Source organism: Burkholderia sp. BE17, from assembly GCF_009362305.1.
GTDB classification, from domain to species: Bacteria; Pseudomonadota; Gammaproteobacteria; order Burkholderiales; family Burkholderiaceae; genus Burkholderia; species Burkholderia pyrrocinia_C.
In genome coordinates this window covers 86406-109231 of record NZ_WHNU01000014.1, presented here as the reverse complement: position 1 = coordinate 109231, position 22826 = coordinate 86406, and the positions used below count along the sequence as shown (strand labels likewise).

The 22826-nt window shown below is 66.8% G+C and carries 25 protein-coding genes; 18 read left to right on the top strand and 7 right to left on the bottom strand.

All coding sequences use genetic code 11. From position 1 onward, the window contains the following. Positions 1–6 precede the first annotated feature (6 nt). From GD429_RS14420 to GD429_RS14390, 7 genes are all read left to right on the top strand, one after another. Positions 7–1035: a DNA polymerase III subunit delta' gene (locus GD429_RS14420; protein ID WP_152857515.1), complete on the top strand. Its 1029-nt coding sequence runs from the start codon at positions 7–9 to the stop codon at positions 1033–1035. A 141-nt stretch (positions 1036–1176) separates the two neighbouring features. After that, a complete protein-coding gene (locus GD429_RS14415; RefSeq protein ID WP_152857514.1) occupies positions 1177–1956 on the top strand; it encodes a TatD family hydrolase in 780 nt (259 codons plus the stop codon). 41 nt (positions 1957–1997) lie between these two features. Continuing rightward, positions 1998–2705, top strand: coding sequence for an ankyrin repeat domain-containing protein (locus tag GD429_RS14410; protein ID WP_152857513.1), 708 nt, complete (start codon positions 1998–2000; stop codon positions 2703–2705). Between the two features lie 130 nt (positions 2706–2835). Next, complete coding sequence (locus tag GD429_RS14405) at positions 2836–3192, top strand: Rap1a/Tai family immunity protein (protein ID WP_011885036.1); 357 nt, start codon at positions 2836–2838, stop codon at positions 3190–3192. Positions 3193–3288: 96 nt separating this feature from the next. Beyond that, positions 3289–4461, top strand: coding sequence for a mechanosensitive ion channel family protein (locus GD429_RS14400; RefSeq protein WP_152857512.1), 1173 nt, complete (start codon positions 3289–3291; stop codon positions 4459–4461). Positions 4462–4494: 33 nt separating this feature from the next. Beyond that, on the top strand, positions 4495–5670 hold the full coding sequence (locus tag GD429_RS14395) for an AAA family ATPase (RefSeq protein ID WP_152857511.1): 1176 nt from the start codon (positions 4495–4497) through the stop codon (positions 5668–5670). A gap of 280 nt (positions 5671–5950) precedes the next feature. Beyond that, on the top strand, positions 5951–7015 hold the full coding sequence (locus tag GD429_RS14390; protein ID WP_152857510.1) for a glycosyltransferase family 4 protein: 1065 nt from the start codon (positions 5951–5953) through the stop codon (positions 7013–7015). Positions 7016–7112: 97 nt separating this feature from the next. Here GD429_RS14390 and GD429_RS14385 read toward each other — a convergent pair whose 3' ends face one another. The 3 genes from GD429_RS14385 to GD429_RS14375 all read right to left on the bottom strand — a co-directional run bounded on the left by GD429_RS14385 (position 7113) and on the right by GD429_RS14375 (position 9011). Beyond that, positions 7113–7700, bottom strand: a complete 588-nt coding sequence (locus GD429_RS14385; protein ID WP_152857509.1) for a YSC84-related protein — start codon at positions 7698–7700, stop codon at positions 7113–7115. A gap of 241 nt (positions 7701–7941) precedes the next feature. Further along, complete coding sequence (locus tag GD429_RS14380) at positions 7942–8391, bottom strand: hypothetical protein (protein WP_050013249.1); 450 nt, start codon at positions 8389–8391, stop codon at positions 7942–7944. 329 nt (positions 8392–8720) lie between these two features. Continuing rightward, the gene (locus tag GD429_RS14375; RefSeq protein WP_034181226.1) at positions 8721–9011 is read right to left on the bottom strand and encodes a PsiF family protein; all 291 of its coding nucleotides are present in this window, start codon (positions 9009–9011) and stop codon (positions 8721–8723) included. A gap of 271 nt (positions 9012–9282) precedes the next feature. On the opposite strand from GD429_RS14375, the gene GD429_RS14370 reads away from it, so the two are divergent. Further along, a complete protein-coding gene (locus GD429_RS14370) occupies positions 9283–10305 on the top strand; it encodes an asparaginase (protein ID WP_152857508.1) in 1023 nt (340 codons plus the stop codon). A 97-nt stretch (positions 10306–10402) separates the two neighbouring features. Here GD429_RS14370 and lysM read toward each other — a convergent pair whose 3' ends face one another. The 4 genes from lysM to gcl all read right to left on the bottom strand — a co-directional run bounded on the left by lysM (position 10403) and on the right by gcl (position 14895). Then, the gene (gene lysM / locus GD429_RS14365; RefSeq protein WP_152857507.1) at positions 10403–10873 is read right to left on the bottom strand and encodes a peptidoglycan-binding protein LysM; all 471 of its coding nucleotides are present in this window, start codon (positions 10871–10873) and stop codon (positions 10403–10405) included. A gap of 459 nt (positions 10874–11332) precedes the next feature. Further along, positions 11333–12241: a 2-hydroxy-3-oxopropionate reductase gene (locus tag GD429_RS14360; RefSeq protein ID WP_321574618.1), complete on the bottom strand. Its 909-nt coding sequence runs from the start codon at positions 12239–12241 to the stop codon at positions 11333–11335. Positions 12242–12266: 25 nt separating this feature from the next. Then, positions 12267–13076: a hydroxypyruvate isomerase gene (gene hyi / locus GD429_RS14355; protein WP_152857505.1), complete on the bottom strand. Its 810-nt coding sequence runs from the start codon at positions 13074–13076 to the stop codon at positions 12267–12269. Between the two features lie 43 nt (positions 13077–13119). Next, on the bottom strand, positions 13120–14895 hold the full coding sequence (gcl, locus tag GD429_RS14350; RefSeq protein ID WP_152857504.1) for a glyoxylate carboligase: 1776 nt from the start codon (positions 14893–14895) through the stop codon (positions 13120–13122). A 166-nt stretch (positions 14896–15061) separates the two neighbouring features. Here gcl and GD429_RS14345 point away from each other — a divergent pair, with 166 nt between their 5' ends. From GD429_RS14345 to GD429_RS14300, 10 genes are all read left to right on the top strand, one after another. Then, complete coding sequence (locus GD429_RS14345) at positions 15062–15973, top strand: LysR family transcriptional regulator (protein WP_152857503.1); 912 nt, start codon at positions 15062–15064, stop codon at positions 15971–15973. Positions 15974–16150: 177 nt separating this feature from the next. Further along, a complete protein-coding gene (locus GD429_RS14340) occupies positions 16151–16792 on the top strand; it encodes an RNA polymerase sigma factor (protein ID WP_321574607.1) in 642 nt (213 codons plus the stop codon). After that, positions 16782–17663, top strand: coding sequence for an anti-sigma factor family protein (locus GD429_RS14335; protein ID WP_152857502.1), 882 nt, complete (start codon positions 16782–16784; stop codon positions 17661–17663). Before GD429_RS14340 ends, GD429_RS14335 begins: the two co-directional genes overlap by 11 nt. 249 nt (positions 17664–17912) lie before the next feature. After that, entirely contained in the window at positions 17913–18287 is a 375-nt protein-coding gene (gene rpsF / locus GD429_RS14330; RefSeq protein WP_004193673.1) for a 30S ribosomal protein S6, read from the top strand. 40 nt (positions 18288–18327) lie between these two features. Next, a complete protein-coding gene (priB, locus tag GD429_RS14325; protein WP_011657069.1) occupies positions 18328–18627 on the top strand; it encodes a primosomal replication protein N in 300 nt (99 codons plus the stop codon). A 4-nt stretch (positions 18628–18631) separates the two neighbouring features. Beyond that, positions 18632–18907: a 30S ribosomal protein S18 gene (gene rpsR / locus GD429_RS14320; protein ID WP_034181234.1), complete on the top strand. Its 276-nt coding sequence runs from the start codon at positions 18632–18634 to the stop codon at positions 18905–18907. 27 nt (positions 18908–18934) lie between these two features. Next, positions 18935–19387 carry a 50S ribosomal protein L9 gene (gene rplI, locus GD429_RS14315; protein ID WP_152857501.1) on the top strand — a complete coding sequence of 151 codons (453 nt, stop codon included), beginning with the start codon at positions 18935–18937 and terminating at the stop codon, positions 19385–19387. A 139-nt stretch (positions 19388–19526) separates the two neighbouring features. Next, positions 19527–20909, top strand: coding sequence for a replicative DNA helicase (locus tag GD429_RS14310; protein WP_072437193.1), 1383 nt, complete (start codon positions 19527–19529; stop codon positions 20907–20909). 138 nt (positions 20910–21047) lie between these two features. Beyond that, complete coding sequence (locus GD429_RS14305) at positions 21048–21674, top strand: DUF47 domain-containing protein (protein ID WP_034181237.1); 627 nt, start codon at positions 21048–21050, stop codon at positions 21672–21674. Positions 21675–21684: 10 nt separating this feature from the next. Beyond that, positions 21685–22695: an inorganic phosphate transporter gene (locus GD429_RS14300; RefSeq protein WP_047900879.1), complete on the top strand. Its 1011-nt coding sequence runs from the start codon at positions 21685–21687 to the stop codon at positions 22693–22695. Positions 22696–22826: the final 131 nt, after the last annotated feature.

The window sequence follows — 22826 nt, the reverse complement described above, 5'->3', positions numbered from 1 at the left end:
CACCACATGATCTATCCGTGGCAGACCGACGACTGGAACCGCCTGCAGCAACTGCGCGCGCAATGGCCGCATGCGCTGCTGCTGCACGGCCAGGCCGGGATCGGCAAGCTGCAGTTCGCGCAGCATCTCGCGCAGGGCTTCCTGTGCGAATCGCCGCTGCCGAACGGCGAGCCGTGCGGCACCTGCGCGGCCTGCACCTGGTTCTCGCAGGGCAACCACCCGGACTACCGGATCGTGCTGCCCGAGGTGCTGGCCGGCGAAGCGCCGGGCGCCGCTGACGACGCGAAGCCGGCCGACGCGGACGAAGGCGGCAAGAAGACGCGCGCGCCGAGCAAGGAAATCAAGATCGAGCAGGTGCGCGCGCTGCTCGACTTCTGCGGGGTCGGCTCGCACCGCGGCGGCGCGCGCGTCGTCGTGCTGTATCCGGCCGAGGCGCTCAACGTCGCCGCGTCGAACGCGCTGCTGAAAACGCTGGAGGAACCGCCGTCCGGCGTCGTGTTCCTGCTCGCGTCGGCGCGCATCGACCGCCTGTTGCCGACGATCATCAGCCGCTGTCGGCAGTGGCCGATGACCGTGCCGACGCCCGACGCGGCCGCGGCCTGGCTCGCGGCGCAGGGCGTCGACCATGCGAGCGCGCTGCTCGCCGAAGCCGGCGGCGCGCCGCTCGCCGCGCTGGCGCTCGCGAGCGACGAGAACCGCCCGCTGCGCGACTACACGCTCGGGCAGCTCGCGGCCGGTGCGGCATGCGACCCGTTCGCGTGCGGCGAGACGCTGCAGAAGCTGCCGGTGCCGCTGGTGCTCGGCTGGCTGCAGCGCTGGCTGTACGATCTGCTCGCGCAGCGGATGGCGGGCGCGCCGCGCTACTTCCCGATGCACGCGGCGGCGCTCGCGCGCTGCGCGGAATCGGTCGACGCGAACGCGTTCGCGCGCTTCATGAAGGCCGTGACGCGGCAGCGGACGGTCGAGAACCATCCGCTGAACGCGCGGCTCGTATTCGAGGAATTGTTTCTCGGGTATCGGGAAATGTTCGCGTGACCCGGCATTGTTTCTGATGGGTTGCGAAACGATGCGCGGCTTACTCGGCGACGCGACCGTGGCCGGCCGGCCTGCGAACGCCGCCCGCTGCCGCACGCCGGCGAGCGCTTGAGCGCCCGCCTTACGTATTCAGGAAACACGATGTTCGTCGACTCTCACTGCCACATCAATTTCAAGGGCTTGGCCGACCGCCTGCCGGCCGTTCTCGAGAACATGCGCGAGCACGACGTCACGCACGCGCTGTGCGTGTCCGTCGATTTCGAGACGCTGCCCGAAGTCCTCGCGATCGCGGACGCGTACGACAACGTCTACGCGTCGGTCGGCGTGCATCCCGATCACGAGGACGCGCGCGAGCCGACCCTCGCGGAACTCGTCGAGCTGGCCGCGCACCCGAAGGTCGTCGCGATCGGCGAAACGGGCCTCGACTACTACCGTCTCGAGGGCCGCTCGATCGCCGACATGGAATGGCAGCGCGAACGCTTTCGCACGCACATCCGCGCGGCGACCGCGACGATGAAGCCGCTGATCGTCCACACGCGGTCGTCGTCGGAGGACACGCTGCGGATCATGGCCGAGGAGCGCGCGGACGTGCCGGGCGGCGTGATGCACTGCTTCACCGAGCCCTGGCCCGTCGCCGAGCAGGCGCTCGCGCAGAACTTCCATATCTCGCTGTCGGGCATCGTCACGTTCAAGAACGCGACCGACGTGCAGGACGTCGCGCGGCGCGTGCCGCTCGACCGGCTGCTGATCGAGACCGACTCGCCGTACCTCGCGCCGGTGCCGTATCGCGGCAAGCCGAATGAACCTGCGTACGTCAGCCATGTCGGACGCTTTATCGCATCCGAGCGCGGGATCGCCGTCGAGGCGCTGGCCGATGCGACGACGCAGAACTTTTTCCGGCTGTTCAAGATCGCCCGCTAACGACGCGCGCAGCCGACAACCCAGGGAAGGAGCCCACAACAATGACGAAGCCGACCAACCATCTGACCAAACGCGCACTCGTCGCCGCCGCGCTGGTCGCGAGCGGCCTGTTCGCTGCAGCCGGCGCGCATGCCGAGTCGCTCGACGCGATCGTCAAGGCGGTCAAGTTCGACGACATCGCCGACATCGGCAAGCAGCTCAAGAACGGCCTCGATCCGAACACGCTCGCGCCGAACGGCGACCCGCTGCTGGTGATCGCCGCGCGCGAGAAATCCGACAAGGTCGCGGCAGCGCTCGCCGCGACGCCGAACGTCGACCTCGAGAAGGAAGACAAGGCCGGCGAGAACGCGCTGATGCTCGCGTCGCTGAACGGCGACGTCGGCCTCGTCAAGCTGCTGATCGACAAGGGCGCGGAAGTCAGCAAGAAGGGCTGGGCGCCGCTGCACTACGCGGCGACCAACGGCCAGGACGCGGTCGTCAAGGTGCTGCTCGACCACGACGCATATATCGACACGGCTTCGCCGAACGGCACGACGCCGCTGATGATGGCCGCGCGCGGCAACCATGCGTCGACGGTCACGCTGCTGCTCGACCAGGGTGCCGATCCGCAGGTGAAGAACCAGCTCGGCATCACCGCGCTCGAGTTCGCGAAGCATTACAAGGCGCCGGACGCGATCGACATCCTGAGCAAGCGGACGGTGCGTATCGGTGCGTCGGCGCCGGCAGATACGCAAAAGAGTGCAAAATGACGGTTTTCGGTGCACCGGCCAGCACGGCGGTGCGCGACCGGCCGGACGGATTCCGGCCGGAGAAGGATGTCCGGCGTCGCGCCGGCCAACGCAGCAGGCGGTCTCGGGCCGCATTGACATAAGGAACACCATGTTGCGCGCAATGTTTTGTGCCGCGGCGTTTGCCGTGCCGTTGTCGGCGGCGGCTTTCACGGGCGCGGATCTCGACCGGCTGTGCGCGAAGACGGACGTCAAGTCGCGGGCGTCGTGCGCGGCCTACATCGAAGGCGCCGCCGACGGCGTCTACAACACCATCGACGCGATCGGCGGCACCACGGGGCCGCGTGTCGGCCAGTATTTCTGCCTGCCGCCCGACATCCGGGCGCAGCAGATGACCGATGCGGTGCGCAAGTACATCGCGGAAAATCCGAAGCTGGCCGACTACAACGCGAGCACCGCGGTGTCGCTCGGCCTCGGCAAGGCGTTTCCCTGCAGGGGCGGCAACTGATCTGACGCCGTGTCCGGGCGCGAGCGTTGCCCGGACGTCGCCGACGCATCCAGGACGAGGCGTGCGCGCCTCATAACCGAAGCATCCCGGGCGCCGATGATTTCAATCGAGGAACTGCAGCGCATCGCCGATGCGCCGCTGCATTCGTGGCTCGGCACGCTGGCCGTGTCGGTCATCGTCGTACTCGTCGTCACGATCGTGCACCGTCTCGGCGCACGCATCGTCAAGCGCATCGCGCAGCCGTATCCGCTGATGAGTGCGATCCTGCGCTACATCGACAAGCCGTCGCTCGTCGTGCTCGCACTGCTGGCGCTCGAATTCCTGTGGGTCCAGGCCGACGACGGCATGTCGTTCGTGCGCGGCATGCGCACCGCGGCGGCGGTCGGCTCCATCGTGTCGCTCACGTGGCTGCTGGTGCGGCTCGCGGCGGGCGTCGGCGACGCGATCATCCAGGCGCATCCGCTCGATACGGCCGACAACCTCCAGGCGCGGCGCATCCATACGCAGGCCAAGGTGCTCGTGCGGACCGTGATGGTGCTGATCGTGATCATCGGCACCGGCGCCGCGCTGATGACGTTCCCGAACGTGCGCCAGGTGGGCGCGAGCCTGCTGGCGTCGGCCGGCGTCGCGGGCCTGGTCGCCGGTATCGCCGCGCGGCCGGTGCTCGGCAACCTGATTGCCGGGCTGCAGATCGCGCTCACGCAGCCGATCCGGCTCGACGACGTGGTCGTGATCCAGGGCGAGTGGGGGCGCATCGAGGAAATCACCGGTTCGTTCGTGTCGGTACGGTTGTGGGACCAGCGGCGCCTCGTCGTGCCGCTGCAGTGGATCATCGAGAACCCGTTCACGAACTGGACGCGCAACAGCGCGGAAATCATCGGCACGGTCTACCTGTCGGTCGATTACCGCACGCCGCTCGCGCCGCTGCGCGAGGAGCTCGCGCGGCTCGTCCACGCGGCGCCCGAGTGGGACGGCCGCGTGCAGGTGCTGCAGGTGACCGATGCGACGGAGCGCACGATGCAGTTGCGCGCGCTCGTCAGCGCGGCCGATTCGTCGTCGTGCTGGGATCTGCGCTGCCGCGTGCGCGAAGGGTTGATCGCGTACCTGCAGGACCGCTATCCGCAATGCCTGCCGCGCAGCCGGATGGAACTGTATCCGCATGATTCCGCGCCGGACGCGCCGAATCCCGAACGGCCGCACGCGCGGGCGCCTGCCGCCAGCACGGCGGCCAACACCGCAGCCGATCCGCAGGCCGTCGAAGGCCGCTGAACGCGGCCCGGTGCCTGCCCGCCATTCATTGTCATGACCGCGCTGAACACGCTCGCCATCGCCAATTACCGCTCGCTGCGCGAGCTGATCGTGCCACTCGCGGCGCTCAACGTCGTCACGGGGCCGAACGGCAGCGGCAAGTCGAGCGTGTACCGCGCACTGCGGCTGCTCGCCGACACCGCGCAGGGCCGCGTAATCCCGTCGCTCGCGCGCGAGGGCGGGCTGCCGTCGGCGCTGTGGGCCGGCCCCGAGCGCTTTTCGCGGGCGATGCTGAACGGCGACGAGCCGGTAACGGGCACGGTGCGCAAGGAGCCGGTGAGCCTGAAGCTCGGCTTCGCGTGCGACGATTTCGGTTATTCGATCGATCTCGGCCTGCCGGTCCGGAGCAACTCGCAGTTCGCGCTCGATCCGGTGGTCAAGCGCGAATGCATCTGGGGCGGCGCGCTGCCGCGCCCGTCGACGCTGCTGGTCGACCGGCAGGGGGCGCAGATCCGCGCACGCACCGCATCGGGCGACTGGCAGACGATTCCGCAGCAGGTCGCGAGCTTCGACAGCATGATGACCGAGTTCGCCGATCCGACCGGCGCGCCCGAGATGATCGCGGTGCGCGAGCGGATCCGCTCGTGGCGCTTCTACGACCATTTCCGGACCGATGCGCAGGCGCCGGCACGGCAGTCGCACATCGGCACCCATACGCCGGTGCTGGCGGACGACGGTGCCGACCTTGCCGCCGCGCTGCAGACGATCCGCGAAATCGGCGACGGCGCGGCACTCGATGCGGCGCTCGACGACGCGTTTCCCGGCGTGTCGGTCGAGATCGACAATCCGGGCGGCCGCGGCCGCTTCGACGTGCTGATGCGCCAGCCGGGGCTGCTGCGGCCGCTCGCGGCGGCCGAGCTGTCCGACGGCACGCTGCGCTACCTGCTGCTCGCGGCCGCGCTGCTGACGCCGCGGCCGCCGGCGCTGATGGTGCTGAACGAACCGGAGACGAGCCTGCATCCCGACCTGCTGCCGGCGCTCGGCCGCCTGATCGCGCAGGCCGCGCGGCGCTCGCAGGTGCTGGTCGTGTCGCATGCGGCGCGGCTCATCGCGACGCTCGAGCGCGAGGCCGGCTGCGAATCGCTGGTGCTCGACAAACAACTCGGCGCGACCGCGCTCGTCGATGCGGACACGCGCGACCTGCCGGCGTGGAAGTGGCCGCCGCGTTGACGGGCACGGCGGCGTGCGCTTGGCCGCAATCGGCGCCCGGATCGGGTGTATGGTCCGACTGTGCCCGATGCGGTGCGATCGGGCCGGACCGGATGAATGTATCCTGTCTGTAACAACGCCCATAAAATGCAAGACAGGCGGTTCCGGGCATCGGGATCGCGAATAATGACGGGATATCCGGCTGGCGCCATGCCGGCCAGCGCTGCACGGGGCGGGGGCGCGAACGACGCACACTCCCGCCAGCCGCGCAGCACGGGACAGGACACAGGAGACGTGGACCATGAGAATTGCCCAGATCGCCCCGCTGACCGAATCCGTGCCGCCGAAGCTGTACGGCGGCACGGAGCGCGTCGTGTCCTACATCACCGAGGCGCTCGTCGATCTCGGCCATGATGTGACGCTGTTCGCGAGCGGCGACTCGACGACACGGGCGAAGCTCGAGCCGGTCTGGCCGCGCGCGCTGCGGCTCGACACGTCGATCCGCGACCGCGTCGCGCCGCACATGCTGCTGATGGAGACGGTCGCGCGCCGCGCGAAGGACTTCGACGTGCTCCATTTCCACATGGACTACTACTCGTTCTCGGTCTTCAACCGGCAGGAAACGCCTTACGTGACGACGCTGCACGGCCGGCTCGACCTGCCCGAGCAGCAGCCGGTATTCGACACGTTCAACACGGCGCCGGTGATCTCGATCTCGAATTCGCAGCGCCAGCCGCTGCCGCAGGCGAAATGGCTGACGACTGTCTACCACGGGTTGCCCGATACGCTGTACATGCCGCAGCCCGTCGAGCCGCGCTATCTCGCGTTCCTCGGCCGCATCTCGCCGGAGAAGCGCGTCGACACGGCGATCAGCATCGCACGCCAGTGCGGGCTGCCGATCCGGATCGCCGCGAAGATCGATGCGGCCGACCAGGAATATTTCGACCGCGAGATCAAGCCGCTCTTCGCGTTGCCGCACGTCGAATACATCGGCGAGATCGCCGATCACCAGAAGGCCGAATTCCTGTCGGGCGCACATGCGCTGCTGTTCCCGATCGACTGGCCGGAGCCGTTCGGCCTCGTGATGATCGAGGCGATGTCGTGCGGCACGCCGGTGATCGCGTTCAATCGCGGCGCGGTGCCCGAGGTGCTGGACGAGGGGGTGTCGGGTTTCATCGTCGAGGATGAAATCAGCGCGGTGGCCGCCGTGAACCGGCTGCACCTGCTGCCGCGTGCGCGCGTGCGGCGGCGCTTCGAGGAGCGCTTCACGTCGCGCCGGATGGCGCAGCAGTACGTCGACGTCTACCAGTCGGTGATCCGCGCGCAGAAGCGCTCGCGCTTCAAGGTGATCGACTCGACGACCTGACGCAGGGCGCGGGCGGATAAAAAAACGGCGATGCCCGCGAGGACATCGCCGTTTGCGCATGGCCCGCGCGCGGTGCGCACGGGGCGGTGTGCGAGCGTCAGATCTTGAGCTTCGTGACCTTCGTGCCGTTGATCGACACGTCGCCCATCAGGCCCGCGTTCGTCAGCACGACGACCTGGACCGGTGCGGTGGCCGTGGTCGTGTCGATCGCGCCGTTCGCGCCCATCTTCACGAGCGCGACCGATGCGCCGGCGCCGGCTGCCCAGCCGTCCGAGCCGCGGAATTCGTCGAGCGCTTGCTGCGTCATGAACAGGAACACGATCGCCTTCGATTGCGCACCGGCTTGCAGGCCGACCGACAGCGACGACGTGTTGTAGTAGCCGACCGTGCTGCCGCCGACGCGCAGCGCACCGTTGCCGGATTGGCCGCCGACGATGAAGCCGGCCTGGAGCACGTCAGGGAAGACCAGCACGCCGCGCGATTTCGCGGCGAGTTCACGCGAACCCTTGACCGTGGAATACAGGCGCGACAGCGTCCCATCGACACTCGCGTCGATCGCCTGGCGCTTCGATGCGTTGGTCGCGGCGTTGTCCGGCTTGTCCGGGGTGGTGGTGCAACCGGTGAGCGCGAGGCTACCGACGATGAGCGCAGCGGCCGCTTTCAGCACAAGATTCCGTTTTTGCATCGTTCTTCTCCATCGGATGACGTTCGGAGTGAGTCTCGCTCAAGGAGCGGATCACGTCGGCAGTTATATCACAGCGGATTACAACTCCTTTTCGTTCGCGCATGAAAGAGCGTCAAATCGCGTTGGCGGTGTCGCGGCGCGCCAACGGACGGATCGGCGCACGCGCGCCGACGCGTCCCGCGTCGCGGCGGCATGCGGAGAACACGACGTAGATTGGACGGCGACGGCGTTTGCGGGCGTGTCAGTGTGTGACCGGCGGGACGGGCGGCTTGATCGGCGGGCGGCGCAGCGCGCGGCGGATCAGTGCGATCACGACGCCGCAGGCGAACAGGAACGCGGCCGGTACGACCCAGTAGCCGACGAACGCGTGCCACAAATAGCCTGCGAGCGTATTGCGGCGCACCACGTATTCGTCGCGAGCCGCCTGCTGGCGCGGCGCGTTGGCGGCGAGCACGTCGGCCGGGCAGCCGGCCGCGCGCGCCTCGTCAGGATCCCCGTGGCACTTCGCGGCGGCGCCGGCTGCCTGCTGCGCGTCGGTGAGCTGCCAGGTGGTCAGCGCGAGCTGCAGGTCCGCCTTGTTGTAGGCCATTTCCTCGCGGATCTCGCGCACGGCGACGATCGCGACGGGCACGGCCCAGAACACGATCACGATCAGCCAGCGGCGGAACCAGCGGTGTTGTCTCCATGCCATCCATGCCTCCGTTTGACGCGCGTGCGCGTCTGTCTCGAGGGCGGCCCGATGGCGCTTCTTGTACTTGGGTGGGCCGCGTTGCAGCCATCATAGAAGAAAACGCGGCGAATTGCCGCACCATGTGTCGGCGCCGGTACGGCGGGCCCGGAAAGCGGGACGGGCGGAGGCGGGCGGTCGAACGACGGCGGCGCAACGCGCGCGGCAGGTCGAGGTGCGAAACACGTGCTGCACGCGCTTCAGGTGCGTACGCGTCGATGCGCATGCAACGAAAACAAAAATGCCGCGCCCGCAGAAGCGGTGCGCGGCATTCGAGGCGGGAGCGCCGGAACTCAGGCGGCCGGCTGGCTGCTCAGGCAGCTCTTCATGAACGCCTTGCGGTCGTCGCCCTTCTTGCCGGTGGCCTGCGTGTTGCAGGCCTTCATCTTTTCCTGCTGCGTCATCGCCTTCGCGGGCTTTGCCGACAGGCAGTCCTTCATGAACGCCTTGCGTTCGTCGCCTGTCTTGCCGGCTGCCTGGGTGTTGCAGGCCTTCATCTTGTCCTGCTGGCTGTTCGCCGCGAACGCGGGGGAAGCCAGCATGCCGCCGAGAAGCACCGCGGCTACGAGCGATTGGATTTTCATTTCGACACTCCCATGGGGTGAATTGCGTGTTATCGACGCCGTCACGATGCACGTCGCGATGAGGATAGGGCCGCATCGCACCGCGCGCTCCGATTATGGCAAATCAATGTGAAAACACCTAAACGGCACTTCCTATAACGTTGCGGGCGCCGCGGCCGTTGACGACGCGCGCCACCGCGCGATCGGGACAAACCATGACACACGGCGGCCGGCATCGGCCATGGCGCCGGAACCTGCCGGATCCCGGCCTCGAGCCATTACAATCGCGGCCATGAATACTCCGAATCCTGCATCCCCCCCGTCCGCGGCGGCCCTGCCGCGCATCGCCGTGCTCGCCACCGGCGGCACGATCGCCGGTGCCGCGCCCGACGCGGCCAGCACGGCCGGCTACCAGGCCGGCGCGCTCGGCGTCAATTTCCTGGTCGACGCGGTGCCGGCGCTCGCGTCGGTCGCGCGCATCGACGCCGAGCAGATCGCCAGCATCGACAGCAAGGATCTCGCGCTGCCGCTGTGGAACACGCTCGCCGCGCGGATCGACGCGCTGATGGCCGATCCGGCGATCGACGGCATCGTGATCACGCACGGCACCGACACGCTCGAGGAAACCGCGTATGCACTTCACCTGGTCGTGAAGGGCGACAAGCCGGTCGTGCTGACGGCCGCGATGCGGCCGGCGACCGCGCTGTCGTCCGACGGCCCGCTGAACCTGCTGAACGCGGTGACGGTGGCCGCGCATCCGGCCGCGCGCGGGCAGGGCGTGCTGGTCGCGTTCAACAACCGGATCCACGGCGCGCGCGACGTCGTGAAGACGAGCACCTATGCGGTCGACGCATTCCAGTCGCCGGAACTCGGCGCACTCGGCTGGGTGCAGGACGGCCGCGTCGAATTCGCGCGCCGCGTCACGCGCTCGCGCGATGCGCAACTGGCGATCGCCGGCGCGTGGCCGCCGGTCGAAGTCGTCACGAGCTACGCGGGCGTGACGCGCACGACTGTCGATGCGCTGGTGGCGGCTGGCGTGCGCGGGCTCGTCGTGGCCGGTACCGGCAACGGGTCGATCCATGCGACGCTGCAGGCGGCGCTCGCCGATGCGGTGAACGCGGGCGTTGCCGTGGTCCGTGCGTCGCGCGTCGGCTCGGGGCATGTGATGCGCAACGGCGCGGCCAACGACGATGTGCTCGGCTTCGTCAGCGCGGGCTCGCTGAATCCGTTCAAGGCGCGCGTGCTGCTGATGCTCGCGCTGGCGAACGGCATCCGGGCGGGCGACGAACTGCAGCGCGTATTCGATACGTTCTGACCGATGTCCGCCCGCCGCTCGTGCGGCGCGGCGTCGCCAAAGAAAAAGGCAGGCCAGATGGCCTGCCTTTTCCGTTTTTCGATTCTGCAGCGAATGCTCAGGACTGCGGCGGAATCACGAGCTTCTGGCCCGGGTAGATCTTGTCCGGGCTCGACAGCATCGGCTTGTTCGCCTCGAAAATCGCCGGGTACTTGTTCGCGTCGCCATACACTTCCTTGGCGATCGCCGACAGCGTGTCGCCCGGCTTCACGTCGTGGTATTGCACTTCCGGATCGTCCGGCTGCAGATCGTCGTCGTTGACGCCCGCGACGCCTTGCACGTTGCCGGCCGCGACCTTGACCTTCGCCTTCGTGTCGAGATCGGCGACGCTGCCCGACAGCGTGACGGTGCGCGATGCGCCGTCGAACGCGACCGTCAGGTTCGACGTGTCGAGACCTTGCGTGTTGATGTAGTTCTTGATCGCATCGGCCGCGGTCTGGTTCGCGGCATTCGGATCTTCCGCTGCTTGCGCATCGGCGTGACCCAGCAGTTTTTCACCCGCCTCTTTGATAAACGAAAGAAGACCCATCGCTGCACTCCCTAGGTGGTTGAAAAGAAAACGCGCCGTGAAGTGGCGAAAAAAACACCGCGCTGGGCGCATTCACCGGAGTGAACGCAAGCGCGGCGGTTTTCTCGAAAGGCGTGGCGAAAGTGTAGGCGTTCAGCGCGACGATTGCATGAAAAATCGCAAGCTTGAACGTAAAGAAATGTAATACGCGAAATCCGACAGGCGGACACCCGACGACGACGTCTGACCGACCAAGGCTTCCCCGGCGCCGCCGGGTGCCGCTGCGGACCCCACCACGCCGCTCTCAGCCCAGAGCGGCGTTTTTCGCCCCGTCGCGCATGCCGTTAGCGATGCGCGGCGGGGCGCCCCACCGTGATGCGCGCGTGCGTCGCGCATCGATGCGACCGGCCGCGGCCGGATCGCGCGTGTTCTTCGCGCGTGTCCGCCATTGCAGCGGAACCGCGCGTTCTTGCGTCCGCGTTACGCGTCCGGCGTCTGGCCGATCTCGAAGTTCGACATGATCTCGAGCGCGCGCACGAGTGCCGAGTGATCCCATGCCTTGCCGCCGTGCGATGCGCACACGCTGAACAGTTGCTGCGCGCTCGCGGTATGCGGCAGGGCGAGGCCGAGCTTGCGTGCGCCGTCGAGCGCGAGGTTCAGGTCCTTCTGGTGCAGCTCGATGCGGAAGCCTGGATCGAACGTGCGCTTCGTCATCCGCGCGCCATGCACTTCGAGGATGCGCGAGGCGGCGAAGCCGCCCATCAGTGCCTGGCGAACGCGCTCCGGATCGGCGCCCGAGCGTGCGGCGAACAGCAACGCTTCGCCGACGGCTTCGATGTTCAGTGCGACGATGATCTGGTTCGCGACCTTGCAGGTCTGGCCCGCGCCGTTGTCGCCGACGAGCGTGATGTTCTTGCCCATCTTCTCGAACAGCGGCCTGGCGCGCTCGAATGCCTGTTCAGGACCGCCGACCATGATCGTCAGCGTCGCTTCGCGTGCGCCGACTTCGCCGCCGGACACCGGCGCGTCGAGGTAGTCGCAGCCGAGCGCGTTTATCTGCTTCGCGAATTCCTGCGTGTCGAGCGGCGAGATCGAGCTCATGTCGATCACGAGCTTGCCGGCCGTCAGGCCCTTCGCGACGCCGTCGTCGGCGAACAGCACGTTACGCACGTCGGGCGTGTCGGGCACCATCGAGATGATGATGTCCGCGTTCTGCGCGACTTCGGTCGAGTTCGCGACGACCTTGGCGCTCGCGCGCAGGTCGTCCGGGATCGGGAACGCACCGTTCACGACGAGCTGATGATCGCCCTTGAGCAGGTTGCGCGCCATGTGCGCGCCCATGATGCCGAGGCCGATGAATCCGATGGTTGCCATGTGAAAGTCTCCTATAGGGCGAAAGCGGGAAGGATGGATCTCAGGCGGCGCGGCGCGCCGAGCCCGGTGCGCAGCCGGCGACGCTTTGCAGCCAGCCGAGGCCTTCCGTCGTGGTGGTGCGAGGCTTGTATTCGCAGCCGACGTAGCCGTCGTAGCCGAGCCGGTCGAGCAGTGCGAACAGGAACGCGTAGTTGATCTCGCCCGTGCCCGGCTCGTTGCGGCCCGGGTTGTCCGCGAGCTGGACGTGGCCGATCGACGCGAGGTTGCGTTCGATCGTCGCGGCCAGTTCGCCTTCCATGCGCTGCATGTGATAGATGTCGTACTGCAGGAACAGGTTGTCCGAGCCGACCGCGCGGATCACGTCGAGCCCTTCGGCCGAGCGGTTCAGCGCGAAGCCCGGGATGTCGAAGCCGTTGCACGGCTCGACGAGCAGGCGGATGCCTTCGCGCTTCAGCGCATCGGCCGCAAAGCGCAGGTTGTCGACGATCGTGACGAAGGTCTTGTCGCGCGCGGTGCTGGCCGACGGGATGCCGACGAGGCAGTTCAGTTGCGGCACCTTCAGTGCCTTCGCGTACTCGATCGCACGGCCGACACCTTCCTGGAACTCGCCGACGCGATCGGGCAGGCACGCGATGCCGCGCTCGCCCTGGTCCCAGTTGCCGGCGGGCAGGTTGTGCAGCACGAGGCGCAGGCGGCGCGTTTCGAGCCGCTCGGCGAGTTCTTCTTTCGCGTAGGGATACGGGAACAGGAACTCGACGGCGTCGAAGCCCGCGTCCGCGGCCGCCTTGAAGCGGTCGAGGAACGGCACTTCGTTGAACAGCATGGTCAGGTTTGCAGCAAACTTCGGCATGAGCTAAGCCTCTTCGGTCGGTCAGTCAAAAATGTCCTGCGGATCAGTCGAGCATCGAGATTGCGGTCGGTGCGTGCTCGGCCTTTTCGGCGAGATCCTCGAATTCGTTGATCGCGTCGATTTCGGTGCCCATCGAGATGTTCGTCACGCGCTCGAGGATCACTTCGACGACCACCGGCACGCTGAACTCTTCCGCGAGCGATTGCGCCTGCCGCAGCGCCGGTTCGATCTCTTCCGGCTTGAACACGCGCAGCGCCTTGCAGCCGAGACCTTCGGCAACGGTCACGTGGTCGACGCCATAGCCGTTCAGTTCCGGGGCGTTCACGTTGTCGAACGCGAGCTGCACGCAGTAGTCCATGTCGAACGCGCGCTGTGCCTGGCGGATCAGCCCGAGGTACGAGTTGTTCACGACGACGTGCACGTACGGCAGCTTGAATTGCGCGCCGGCCGCCAGCTCCTCGATCATGAACTGGAAGTCGTAGTCGCCGGACAGCGCGACGATCGGGCGGCTCGGGTCGGCCGCACGCACGCCGAGCGCGGCGGGAATCGTCCAGCCGAGCGGGCCGGCCTGGCCGCAGTTGATCCAGTTGCGAGCCTTGAACACGTGCAGGAACTGCGCGGCGGCGATCTGCGACAGGCCGATCGTGCTGACGTAGCACGTATCGCGGCCGAACACCTTGTTCATCTCTTCGTACACGCGCTGCGGCTTGACCGGCACGTTGTCGAAGTGCGTCTTGCGCTGCAGCGTGCGCTTGCGTTCCTGGCATTCCGCGACCCATGCGCCGCGGTCCTTCAGCTTGCCGGCCGCCTTCCATTCCTGCGCGACGGCGACGAACAGTTCCAGCGCGGCCTTGGCGTCGGACACGATGCCGAGATCCGGGCCGAACACGCGGCCGATCTGCGTCGGCTCGATGTCGACGTGCACGAACTTGCGGCCCTTCGTGTAGACCTCGACGCTGCCCGTGTGGCGGTTCGCCCAGCGGTTGCCGATGCCGAGCACGAAGTCGGACGCGAGCATCGTCGCGTTGCCGTAGCGGTGCGACGTCTGCAGGCCGACCATGCCGGCCATCAGCGGGTGGTCGTCCGGAATCGCGCCCCACGACATCAGCGTCGGGATCACCGGTACGCCGATCGTTTCGGCGAACCGGACGAGCAAGTCTTCGGCCGCGGCGTTGAGCACGCCGCCGCCCGACACGATCAGCGGCTTGTCCGCGTCGTTGAGCATCGCGAGCGCCTTCTCGATCTGCGCGCGGGTGGCCGCGGGCTTGTAGACCGGCAGCGGTTCATACGTGTCGATGTCGAACTCGATTTCGGCGAGCTGCACGTCGATCGGAAGGTCGACCAGCACCGGGCCCGGACGGCCCGAGCGCATCAGATGGAACGCCTGCTGGAACACGCGCGGCACGAGCGCCGGCTCGCGCACGGTGACGGCCCACTTGGTGACGGGCTTTGCGATCGACTCGATGTCGACGGCCTGGAAGTCTTCCTTGTACAGGCGCGCACGCGGTGCCTGGCCCGTGATAGCGAGGATCGGAATCGAGTCGGCCGATGCGGAGTACAGGCCGGTGATCATGTCGGTGCCCGCGGGGCCCGACGTGCCGATGCATACGCCGATGTTGCCCGGGGCGGCACGCGTGAAGCCTTCGGCCATGTGCGATGCGCCCTCGACGTGGCGAGCCAGCACGTGGCTGATGCCACCCGACTTGCGCATGGCGGAGTAGAACGGGTTGATGGCTGCACCCGGCACGCCGAACGCGGTCTGGATGCCTTCCTTCTCGAGCACGAGCACTGCTGCGTCGACGGCTCTCATCTTGGCCATGAATGTCTCCTTGAATGTGGCGGATCGTGCGAATCGGTCTGTTGGGGACACTGTAGGGATGCAGGAAAGGTTTGATAAGATCAGCTCGAGTCGCTTATTTCGAAACTAAAAGTATGGAATGACGGCCGGACGGGGCTTCCCGCCGGTGTCGGAACGGAGACGGGAGATGGATCGCTTCAAGCAGATCGAGACGTTCGTGCGGGTTGCCGATGCCGGCAGCCTCGCGGCGGCGGCGCTCGAGGAGGGCGTGTCGCCGGTGGTGCTCGGGCGGCGCATCGACGCGCTCGAGAAGCGCCTCGGCGTGAAGCTGATGTACCGCTCGACGCGGCGGCTGGTGGTCAGCGAGGACGGCGCCGCGTTCCTCGAACGCTGCCGCGGGCTGCTGTCCGAATGGGACCAGGCCGAGAACGAGCTGGCCGCCGGGCGGCGCGCGGTCAGCGGTCACCTGATCGTGTCCGCGCCGGCCGCGTTCGGGCGCAAGCACGTCGCGCCGCACGCGCCGGGCTTCCTGGCCGACAAGCCCGAGATGCAGCTGTCGTTCAACCTGACCGACCGGGTCGTCGATCTCGTGCGCGAAGGCTACGACCTGTCGATCCGGATCGGCGGCGCCGTCGACCCGAACTTCGTCGCGGTGAAGCTCGCGTCGAACCGGCGCGTCGTGTGCGGCACGCCCGACTATTTCCGCCGGCACGGCCGGCCGAAGTCGCTCGACGACCTGCTGAAGCACAACTGCCTCGCGTTCAACCTGCAGGGCGGGCAGAACCGCGGCTGGTATTTCCAGCGCCACGGCAAGATCGCGACGATGCGCGTCGCGGGCAACCTCGACTGCAACGACGGCGAACTGCTGCACCGCTGGGTGGCCGAAGGCCTCGGGCTCGGCTGGCGCTCGACATGGGAAATCGCCGCGCAACTCGAAACGGGCGAACTCGAGACCGTGCTCGACGAGTATGCGCTGCCCGACTACGACATCCTCGCGGTCTACCCGCAGCAGCGCTACGTGCCGGCGCGCGTGCGCTATTTCATCGACTACCTGCGCGACGCGTACGCGCGCCCCGGCTACTGGAGCACCACGCCGTAACGGCGGCGGGCGGCCCGGCCACAGGGCTGACCATGGATTTTTTACGCTTCATGTGCGTTGCGCGGGAATAAACTCGACGCAGCGACGGTAAGGTCATCGAGCGCGCACGTTGCCGGTCTGTCCGGGCGCCATGCGCGGAACGGGCGCGGTTTCGGCCGCCGGGACCAGGGAGGCCATGTGGGGCAAGCCGGACAGGCGGTCGATGAGCGGGCGGAGGGCGATGCGATAGTGCGCGGCGAGCGGTTTCGTACCCTCGTGCTGCCGCATCTCGATGCCGCGTACAACCTCGCGCGCTGGCTGAGCGGCAACGCCAGCGATGCGGACGACGTCGTCCAGGACGCGTGCATGCGCGCACTGCGCTTCGTCGATTCGTGTCGCGGCGACAACGCGCGGCCGTGGCTGCTGACGATCGTGCGCCACACCTGGTACACCGAGTGGCGGCGCCGTACGCACGCGCACGAGGTCGCGCTGCCCGACACGCTCGACGACACCGACGTTCCCGACGACTGGCAGCCGGCGACCGAGGATCCGCTCGCGCAGTTGCTGCGCGGCGAGAACGTGCGGCTCGTGAATGCGGCGCTCGCGAAGCTGCCGCCCGAATACCGCGAGGTGCTCGTGCTGCGCGAGATGGAGGACCTGAGTTACCGCGAGATCGCGGCGATCGCGGACGTGCCGGTCGGCACGGTGATGTCGCGGCTCGCGCGCGGCCGTCGCAGGCTCGCCGTGCTGCTGGGCGGCGAGCCCGAGCCGGCGGCCAAAGGCAGGCCGGGCCGTACGCCGGCAGGCGGAACCGCATCGGAGGCTATCGATGGACTGTAACGAAGCGCGAGCGTTGCTGGACGCGGACGTCGACCGCGAGCTGTCGGCGCCCGATGCGTTGCGGGTCCAGCAGCATGTCGAAGGGTGCGACGCGTGCCGCCGCGATCGCGCGCGGATCGTCACGCTGGTGCAGGCCGTGCGGCAGGCCGACTATCACCGCGCGCCGGAGGCGCTGCGGGCGAGCATCCTCGCGAGCCTGCCGGCAGCGGGGGACGGGCGGGCCCGCGGGCAATCCCGGGCCGAGCCCGAGCCGCGATCGCAGCCGCGCCCGCGTGGCCGTCGCTGGTTCACCTGGCTGGGCGGCGGTGTATCGGCACGCCCGGCGCCGGCGGGCCCGGGGCCGCGCGTCGCCGCGCTGCCCGGGCTCGGCTGGGGCGTCGCGCTGCTGGTCGCGCTTGCCGCGGCGGCCGGGATGGCGTTGTCCGCGCACCACGCCGACACCGACCGCACGGTCGACGAACTCGTCGCGAGCCACGTGCGGGCCGACCTGTCGGCGCGCGACATCGACGTGATCTCGACCGACCGGCATACGGTCAAGCCGTGGTTCAACGGCCGGCTCGACTATGCGCCGCCGGTCGAGGATCTCGCGGCGAGCGGCTTCGCGCTGGTCGGCGGCCGGCTCGACTACGTCGGGCGGCGCCGCGTCGCGGTGCTCGTCTACCGTTACCGGCAGCACGTGATCGACGTCTACGTGCGGCCGGCAGGCGTTGGGCCGGCGGCCCCGTACGCGACCGTGTCGCAGGGCTATGCGCTCGACCGCTGGGACGCGGCCGGGATGACGTGGTGGGCCGTGACCGACGCGGAGCCGTCGGCGCTCGCGGCCTTCAGGACGGCGCTCGACGCACGGCTCACCGGCACGCGCAGCGAGTGACGGCGCACCGGGCCGCGGCCCGGTACGCTTGTACCCGGTGCGCTTGTATTCCGACCCCGGTCGCAAAAAAGCCGACGGGTGGCCGCTTGCACCGGCCTGGCCTTTCAAGTCTTTGAAAACACGGCCGAATCCAGCCGCGAATCGTCGAACGGCCTTGCATGCGCCCCGTATCCGGGTTAGAATCTTCGGCTTCTCACTTGCCACACCGGTTCAGACGCCCGGGTGGCTTTAATCCACAAGGAGTGTGTAATGCGTCATTACGAAATCGTATTCATCGTGCACCCCGATCAAAGCGAGCAAGTGCCCGCGATGATCGAGCGTTACAAGTCCACGATCACGTCGCACGGCGGCCAGATCCACCGTGTCGAAGACTGGGGCCGTCGCCAACTGGCCTACATGATCGAGAAACTCGCGAAGGCTCACTACGTCTGCATGAACATCGAGTGCGACCAGACGACGCTCGACGAACTCGAACACGCGTTCAAGTTCAACGACGCCGTGCTGCGCCACCTCATCGTCAAGATGAAGAAGGCCGAAACCGGCCCGTCGCCGATGATGAAGGAAGTTCAGCGCGAAGAAGCCAAGAAGGCGGCTGCAGCTCAGCCGACCGAAGCGCAGGCTTAAGTTCGTCATTCATTAAGCCATCAAGGAGCGCGCCACTCACGTGAACAGGTTGCAATTGACGGCGAGCGTCGTCGAACGCGCACCGGTGCGATATACGCCGGCAGGTGTTCCGATCGCAAGCGCCACATTGCATCACCGCACGGAAGTCGTCGAAGCAGGCATTCCCCGTCAGGTCGAAATGACGATCGAGGCGGTGGCGGCCGGTGAGGCGAGCGGCAGGCTGGAAAGCCGTGAAATGGGCGTCGAGACGCTGTTCACGGGCTTCCTGGCAAAGAAAAGCCGCAACGCGAGAACCTTGGTGTTTCACATCACTGCATTGCAGGACATTGGAAAGGACTGAAATCATGGCCCGCCCGACTGGTAAAAAATTCGACAAGCGTCGTCAGCAACAAAACCCGCTCTTCAAGCGCAAGAAGTTCTGCCGTTTCACGGCCGCCGGCGTCGATCAGATCGACTACAAGGACACGGAAACGCTGAAGGACTTCATCGGCGAAAACGGCAAGATCACGCCGGCTCGTCTGACGGGTACGAAGTCGCACTATCAGCGTCAGCTCGACACGGCAATCAAGCGTGCGCGTTTCCTCGCGCTGCTGCCGTACACCGATCAGCACAAGGCGTAACTCGGCGACGCCATAAGGAGAATTCGAATGCAAATCATTCTGTTGGAAAAAGTCGCCAATCTGGGCAACCTCGGCGACATCGTCAAGGTCAAGGACGGTTACGCTCGCAACTTCCTGATCCCGAACCGCAAGGCTCGCCGTGCAACGAAGGAAGCGATCGCCGAATTCGAAGTGCGCCGCGCTGAACTCGAAAAGATCGCCGCTGAAAAGCTGGCAGCGTCGCAGGCAGTCGGCGAGAAGCTGAACGGCCAGGCGTTCGAAATCACGCAGAAGTCGGGTGTTGACGGCCGTCTGTTCGGCTCGGTCACGAACGGCGACGTCGCGGAACTGCTGAAGAAGGCAGGTTTCGAAGTCGAGAAGCTGCAAGTTCGCATGCCGGAAGGCCCGCTGAAGATGATCGGCGAGCACAGCGTCCAGGTCGCACTGCACACGGACGTCGTCGTCGACGTCACGGTCAACGTGATCGGCGACCACGCGTAAGCGTATGCAAGCTTTCCGGGCGGCCTCCGCTGTCCGGACAAGGGCAGGCGCCCGGGCAACCGGGGCCTGCCTTTTTTATTGCCGCATCACTGGCGGCCGGTATGGCGTCGTCCTGTGTAATTCGCGATAATCCCAACCCATGAACGCGCCGCAAGATCCTCAAATCGAATCGCTGAAAGTCCCGCCGCATTCGGTCGAAGCCGAGCAGTCGGTGCTCGGCGGCCTGTTGCTCGACAACGCGGCATGGGACCGGATTGCCGACTTCCTGTCGCAGGGCGATTTCTATCGCTACGACCACCGGATCATCTACGAGCACATCGGCCGGTTGATCGCGTCGACGCGCCCGGCTGACGTCGTCACCGTGTACGAAGCGATGACCACGTCCGGCAAGGCCGACGACGTCGGCGGGCTCGCGTACCTGAACGCACTCGCGCAGAACACGCCGAGCGCGGCGAACATCCGCCGCTACGCGGAAATCGTGCGCGACCGTGCGGTGCTGCGCCGGCTCGTGTCGGTCGCCGACGAAATCTCGGCCGACGCGTTCAATCCGCAGGGCAAGGAAGTCCGCCAGCTGCTCGACGAGGCCGAGTCGAAGGTGTTCTCGATCGCCGAAGAGGGCGCGCGCGGCAACCAGGGCTTCCTCGAGATCGGCCCGCTGCTCACGCAGGTCGTCGAGCGCATCGACACGCTGTACCACACCGCGAACCCGAGCGACGTCACCGGTACGCCGACGGGCTTCGTCGACCTCGACCGGATGACCTCCGGGATGCACGGCGGCGAACTGATCATCGTGGCGGGGCGCCCGTCGATGGGTAAGACCGCCTTCTCGATGAACATCGGCGAGTACGTCGCGGTCGAGTACGGGCTGCCGGTCGCAGTGTTCTCGATGGAAATGCCGGGCACCCAGCTCGTGATGCGTATGCTCGGCTCGATCGGCCGGCTCGACCAGCACCGGATGCGTACGGGCCGCCTGACGGACGAGGACTGGCCGAAACTGACGCACGCGGTGCAGAAGATGAGCGAGGCGCAAATCTTCATCGACGAGACGGGCGGCCTGAACCCGATGGAGTTGCGCTCGCGCGCGCGGCGTCTCTCGCGGCAATGCGGCAAGCTCGGCCTGATCATCGTCGACTACTTGCAGCTGATGTCGGGTTCGTCGCAGGGCGAGAACCGCGCGACCGAAATCTCGGAAATCTCGCGATCGCTGAAGAGCCTCGCGAAGGAACTCGACGTGCCGGTGATCGCGCTGTCGCAGCTGAACCGCGGCCTCGAACAGCGTCCGAACAAGCGTCCGGTGATGTCCGATTTGCGCGAATCGGGCGCAATCGAACAGGACGCGGACGTGATCCTGTTCATTTACCGCGACGAAGTTTACAACCCGGACAGCCCGGACAAGGGCACGGCCGAAATCATCATCGGCAAGCAGCGTAACGGTCCGATCGGTCCCGTTCGGCTCACGTTCCTGGGTCAATACACGAAGTTCGACAACTTTGCGGGGGCGCAGAACTTCTACGGCGAGTAACGCCGGATGTAAACTCTTATTTCGCCAAGCGTTGTATCCAATCCCGCCGTGCGCATATGCGCGCGGCGCGGCGCGATCGGAAACGGTACAATGTCGCCCGTTTTCGTGACAGTAGTTTGACAATCTCTCAGGAATCCCATGTTCGGTCGATTCATGCCCACCGAGGGCAAGTTCTTTGAACTCTTCAACGCGCACGCGAAGCACATCGTTGCCGGCGGACGCGAACTCGAACTGCTGATCGACAATCTCGCCGACGCCGAGATTCACAAGCAAAACGTGCAGACGGCCGAGAAGGCCGCCGACAAGCTCACGCACGAAGCGATCGATCTGCTGCACAAGACTTTCATCACGCCGCTCGATCGCGACGAGATCCACAAGCTGATCACGACGATGGACGACATCCTCGACCTGATGGAAGACGTCGCGACGGCCGTGTCGCTGTACGACGTGCAGGCCGTCACGTCCGAGGCGAGCCAGCTCGCGCACATCGTCACGCAGTCGGCCCAGCACGTGCAGCAGGCGGTCGGGATGCTGTCCGACATGAAGCAGTCGGCGCAGATCCTCAAGCAGTGCGAGGAGATCGACCGCTGGGAGTCGGAGGCCGATCGCGTGCTGCGCGCCGCGATGTCGAAGCTGTTCCGCGAAGAAGACGACGTGAAGACGCTCATCAAGCTGAAGGCGATCTACGAGCTGCTCGAGGAGATCACCGACAAGTGCGAGGACGTCGCGAACATCATCGAAGGCATCGTGCTGGAAAACGCCTGAGCGGACCACGATGCATTCGATACAACTCGCCCTATGGATGGTCGCGACGCTGGTGCTCGTCGCGCTCGTATTCGACTTCATGAACGGCTTCCACGACGCGGCGAACTCGATCGCCACCGTCGTGTCCACCGGGGTGCTGAAACCCCAGCAGGCCGTGGTGTTCGCGGCGGCGTTCAACGTCATCGCGTATTTCATCTTCCACCTGAAAGTCGCGCAGACCGTCGGTAGAGGCACGATCGATCCCGAGATCGTCGACCACTATGTCGTGTTCGGCGCGCTGGTCGGTGCGATCGGCTGGAACGTGATCACCTGGTACTACGGGATCCCGTCGAGCTCGTCGCACGCGCTGATCGGCGGCCTCGTCGGCTCGGCGCTCGCGAAGTCGGGCTGGAGCTCGCTGAACATCGACGGGCTGATGAAGACCGTCGCGTTCATCTTCATTTCGCCGCTGCTCGGCTTCATCCTCGGTTCGCTGTTCATGCTCGGCGTGTCGTGGCTGTATTTCCGTACCGCGCCCAGCAAGGTCGACCGGCGGTTCCGCAGGCTCCAGCTGCTGTCGGCCGGCCTGTACAGCCTGGGCCACGGCGGCAACGACGCGCAGAAGACGATCGGCATCATCTGGATGCTGCTGATCGCGTCGGGCTATGCGTCGGCGACGTCCGATGCGCCGCCCGCGTGGGTGATCGGTGCGTGCTACCTGTCGATGGGCCTCGGCACGCTGTTCGGCGGCTGGCGCATCGTGCGCACGATGGGCCAGAAGATCACGAAGCTCAAGCCGGTCGGCGGTTTCTGTGCCGAAAGCGGCGGCGCGATCACGTTGTTCATCGCGTCGTTCCTCGGCATCCCCGTATCGACCACGCATACGATCACCGGCGCGATCGTCGGCGTCGGCGCGACGCAGAAGCTGTCGGCCGTGCGCTGGGGCGTCGCCGGCAACATCGTGTGGGCGTGGGTGCTGACGATCCCGGCGTCCGCGCTGATCGCGGCCGGCGGATGGTGGCTCGGACACCGGATCTTCTGATCACCAACGCTGTCGGTTCGACATGAAATGCGCCGCACGCCGAAAGGCTGCGGCGCATTTTCTTTGGAGGCGAGGAAGTTTGCGACGAACGGCGGGGCTGCGACGGATGCAGGCTGCCGGCGAGGTTACCG

Coding starts and splice junctions, on each gene's coding strand:
- GD429_RS14310 (WP_072437193.1), top strand. CDS start 19,527: ATGAACGCGCCGCAAGATCCTCAAATCGAATCGCTGAAAGTCCCGCCG.
- gcl (WP_152857504.1), bottom strand. CDS start 14,895: ATGGCCAAGATGAGAGCCGTCGACGCAGCAGTGCTCGTGCTCGAGAAG.
- GD429_RS14380 (WP_050013249.1), bottom strand. CDS start 8,391: ATGGCATGGAGACAACACCGCTGGTTCCGCCGCTGGCTGATCGTGATC.
- GD429_RS14345 (WP_152857503.1), top strand. CDS start 15,062: ATGGATCGCTTCAAGCAGATCGAGACGTTCGTGCGGGTTGCCGATGCC.
- GD429_RS14305 (WP_034181237.1), top strand. CDS start 21,048: ATGTTCGGTCGATTCATGCCCACCGAGGGCAAGTTCTTTGAACTCTTC.
- GD429_RS14375 (WP_034181226.1), bottom strand. CDS start 9,011: ATGAAAATCCAATCGCTCGTAGCCGCGGTGCTTCTCGGCGGCATGCTG.
- GD429_RS14415 (WP_152857514.1), top strand. CDS start 1,177: ATGTTCGTCGACTCTCACTGCCACATCAATTTCAAGGGCTTGGCCGAC.
- rplI (WP_152857501.1), top strand. CDS start 18,935: ATGCAAATCATTCTGTTGGAAAAAGTCGCCAATCTGGGCAACCTCGGC.
- lysM (WP_152857507.1), bottom strand. CDS start 10,873: ATGGGTCTTCTTTCGTTTATCAAAGAGGCGGGTGAAAAACTGCTGGGT.
- GD429_RS14420 (WP_152857515.1), top strand. CDS start 7: ATGATCTATCCGTGGCAGACCGACGACTGGAACCGCCTGCAGCAACTG.
- GD429_RS14370 (WP_152857508.1), top strand. CDS start 9,283: ATGAATACTCCGAATCCTGCATCCCCCCCGTCCGCGGCGGCCCTGCCG.
- GD429_RS14335 (WP_152857502.1), top strand. CDS start 16,782: ATGGACTGTAACGAAGCGCGAGCGTTGCTGGACGCGGACGTCGACCGC.
- rpsR (WP_034181234.1), top strand. CDS start 18,632: ATGGCCCGCCCGACTGGTAAAAAATTCGACAAGCGTCGTCAGCAACAA.
- GD429_RS14385 (WP_152857509.1), bottom strand. CDS start 7,700: ATGCAAAAACGGAATCTTGTGCTGAAAGCGGCCGCTGCGCTCATCGTC.
- rpsF (WP_004193673.1), top strand. CDS start 17,913: ATGCGTCATTACGAAATCGTATTCATCGTGCACCCCGATCAAAGCGAG.
- hyi (WP_152857505.1), bottom strand. CDS start 13,076: ATGCCGAAGTTTGCTGCAAACCTGACCATGCTGTTCAACGAAGTGCCG.
- GD429_RS14410 (WP_152857513.1), top strand. CDS start 1,998: ATGACGAAGCCGACCAACCATCTGACCAAACGCGCACTCGTCGCCGCC.
- GD429_RS14395 (WP_152857511.1), top strand. CDS start 4,495: ATGACCGCGCTGAACACGCTCGCCATCGCCAATTACCGCTCGCTGCGC.
- GD429_RS14400 (WP_152857512.1), top strand. CDS start 3,289: ATGATTTCAATCGAGGAACTGCAGCGCATCGCCGATGCGCCGCTGCAT.
- GD429_RS14405 (WP_011885036.1), top strand. CDS start 2,836: ATGTTGCGCGCAATGTTTTGTGCCGCGGCGTTTGCCGTGCCGTTGTCG.
- GD429_RS14390 (WP_152857510.1), top strand. CDS start 5,951: ATGAGAATTGCCCAGATCGCCCCGCTGACCGAATCCGTGCCGCCGAAG.
- GD429_RS14300 (WP_047900879.1), top strand. CDS start 21,685: ATGCATTCGATACAACTCGCCCTATGGATGGTCGCGACGCTGGTGCTC.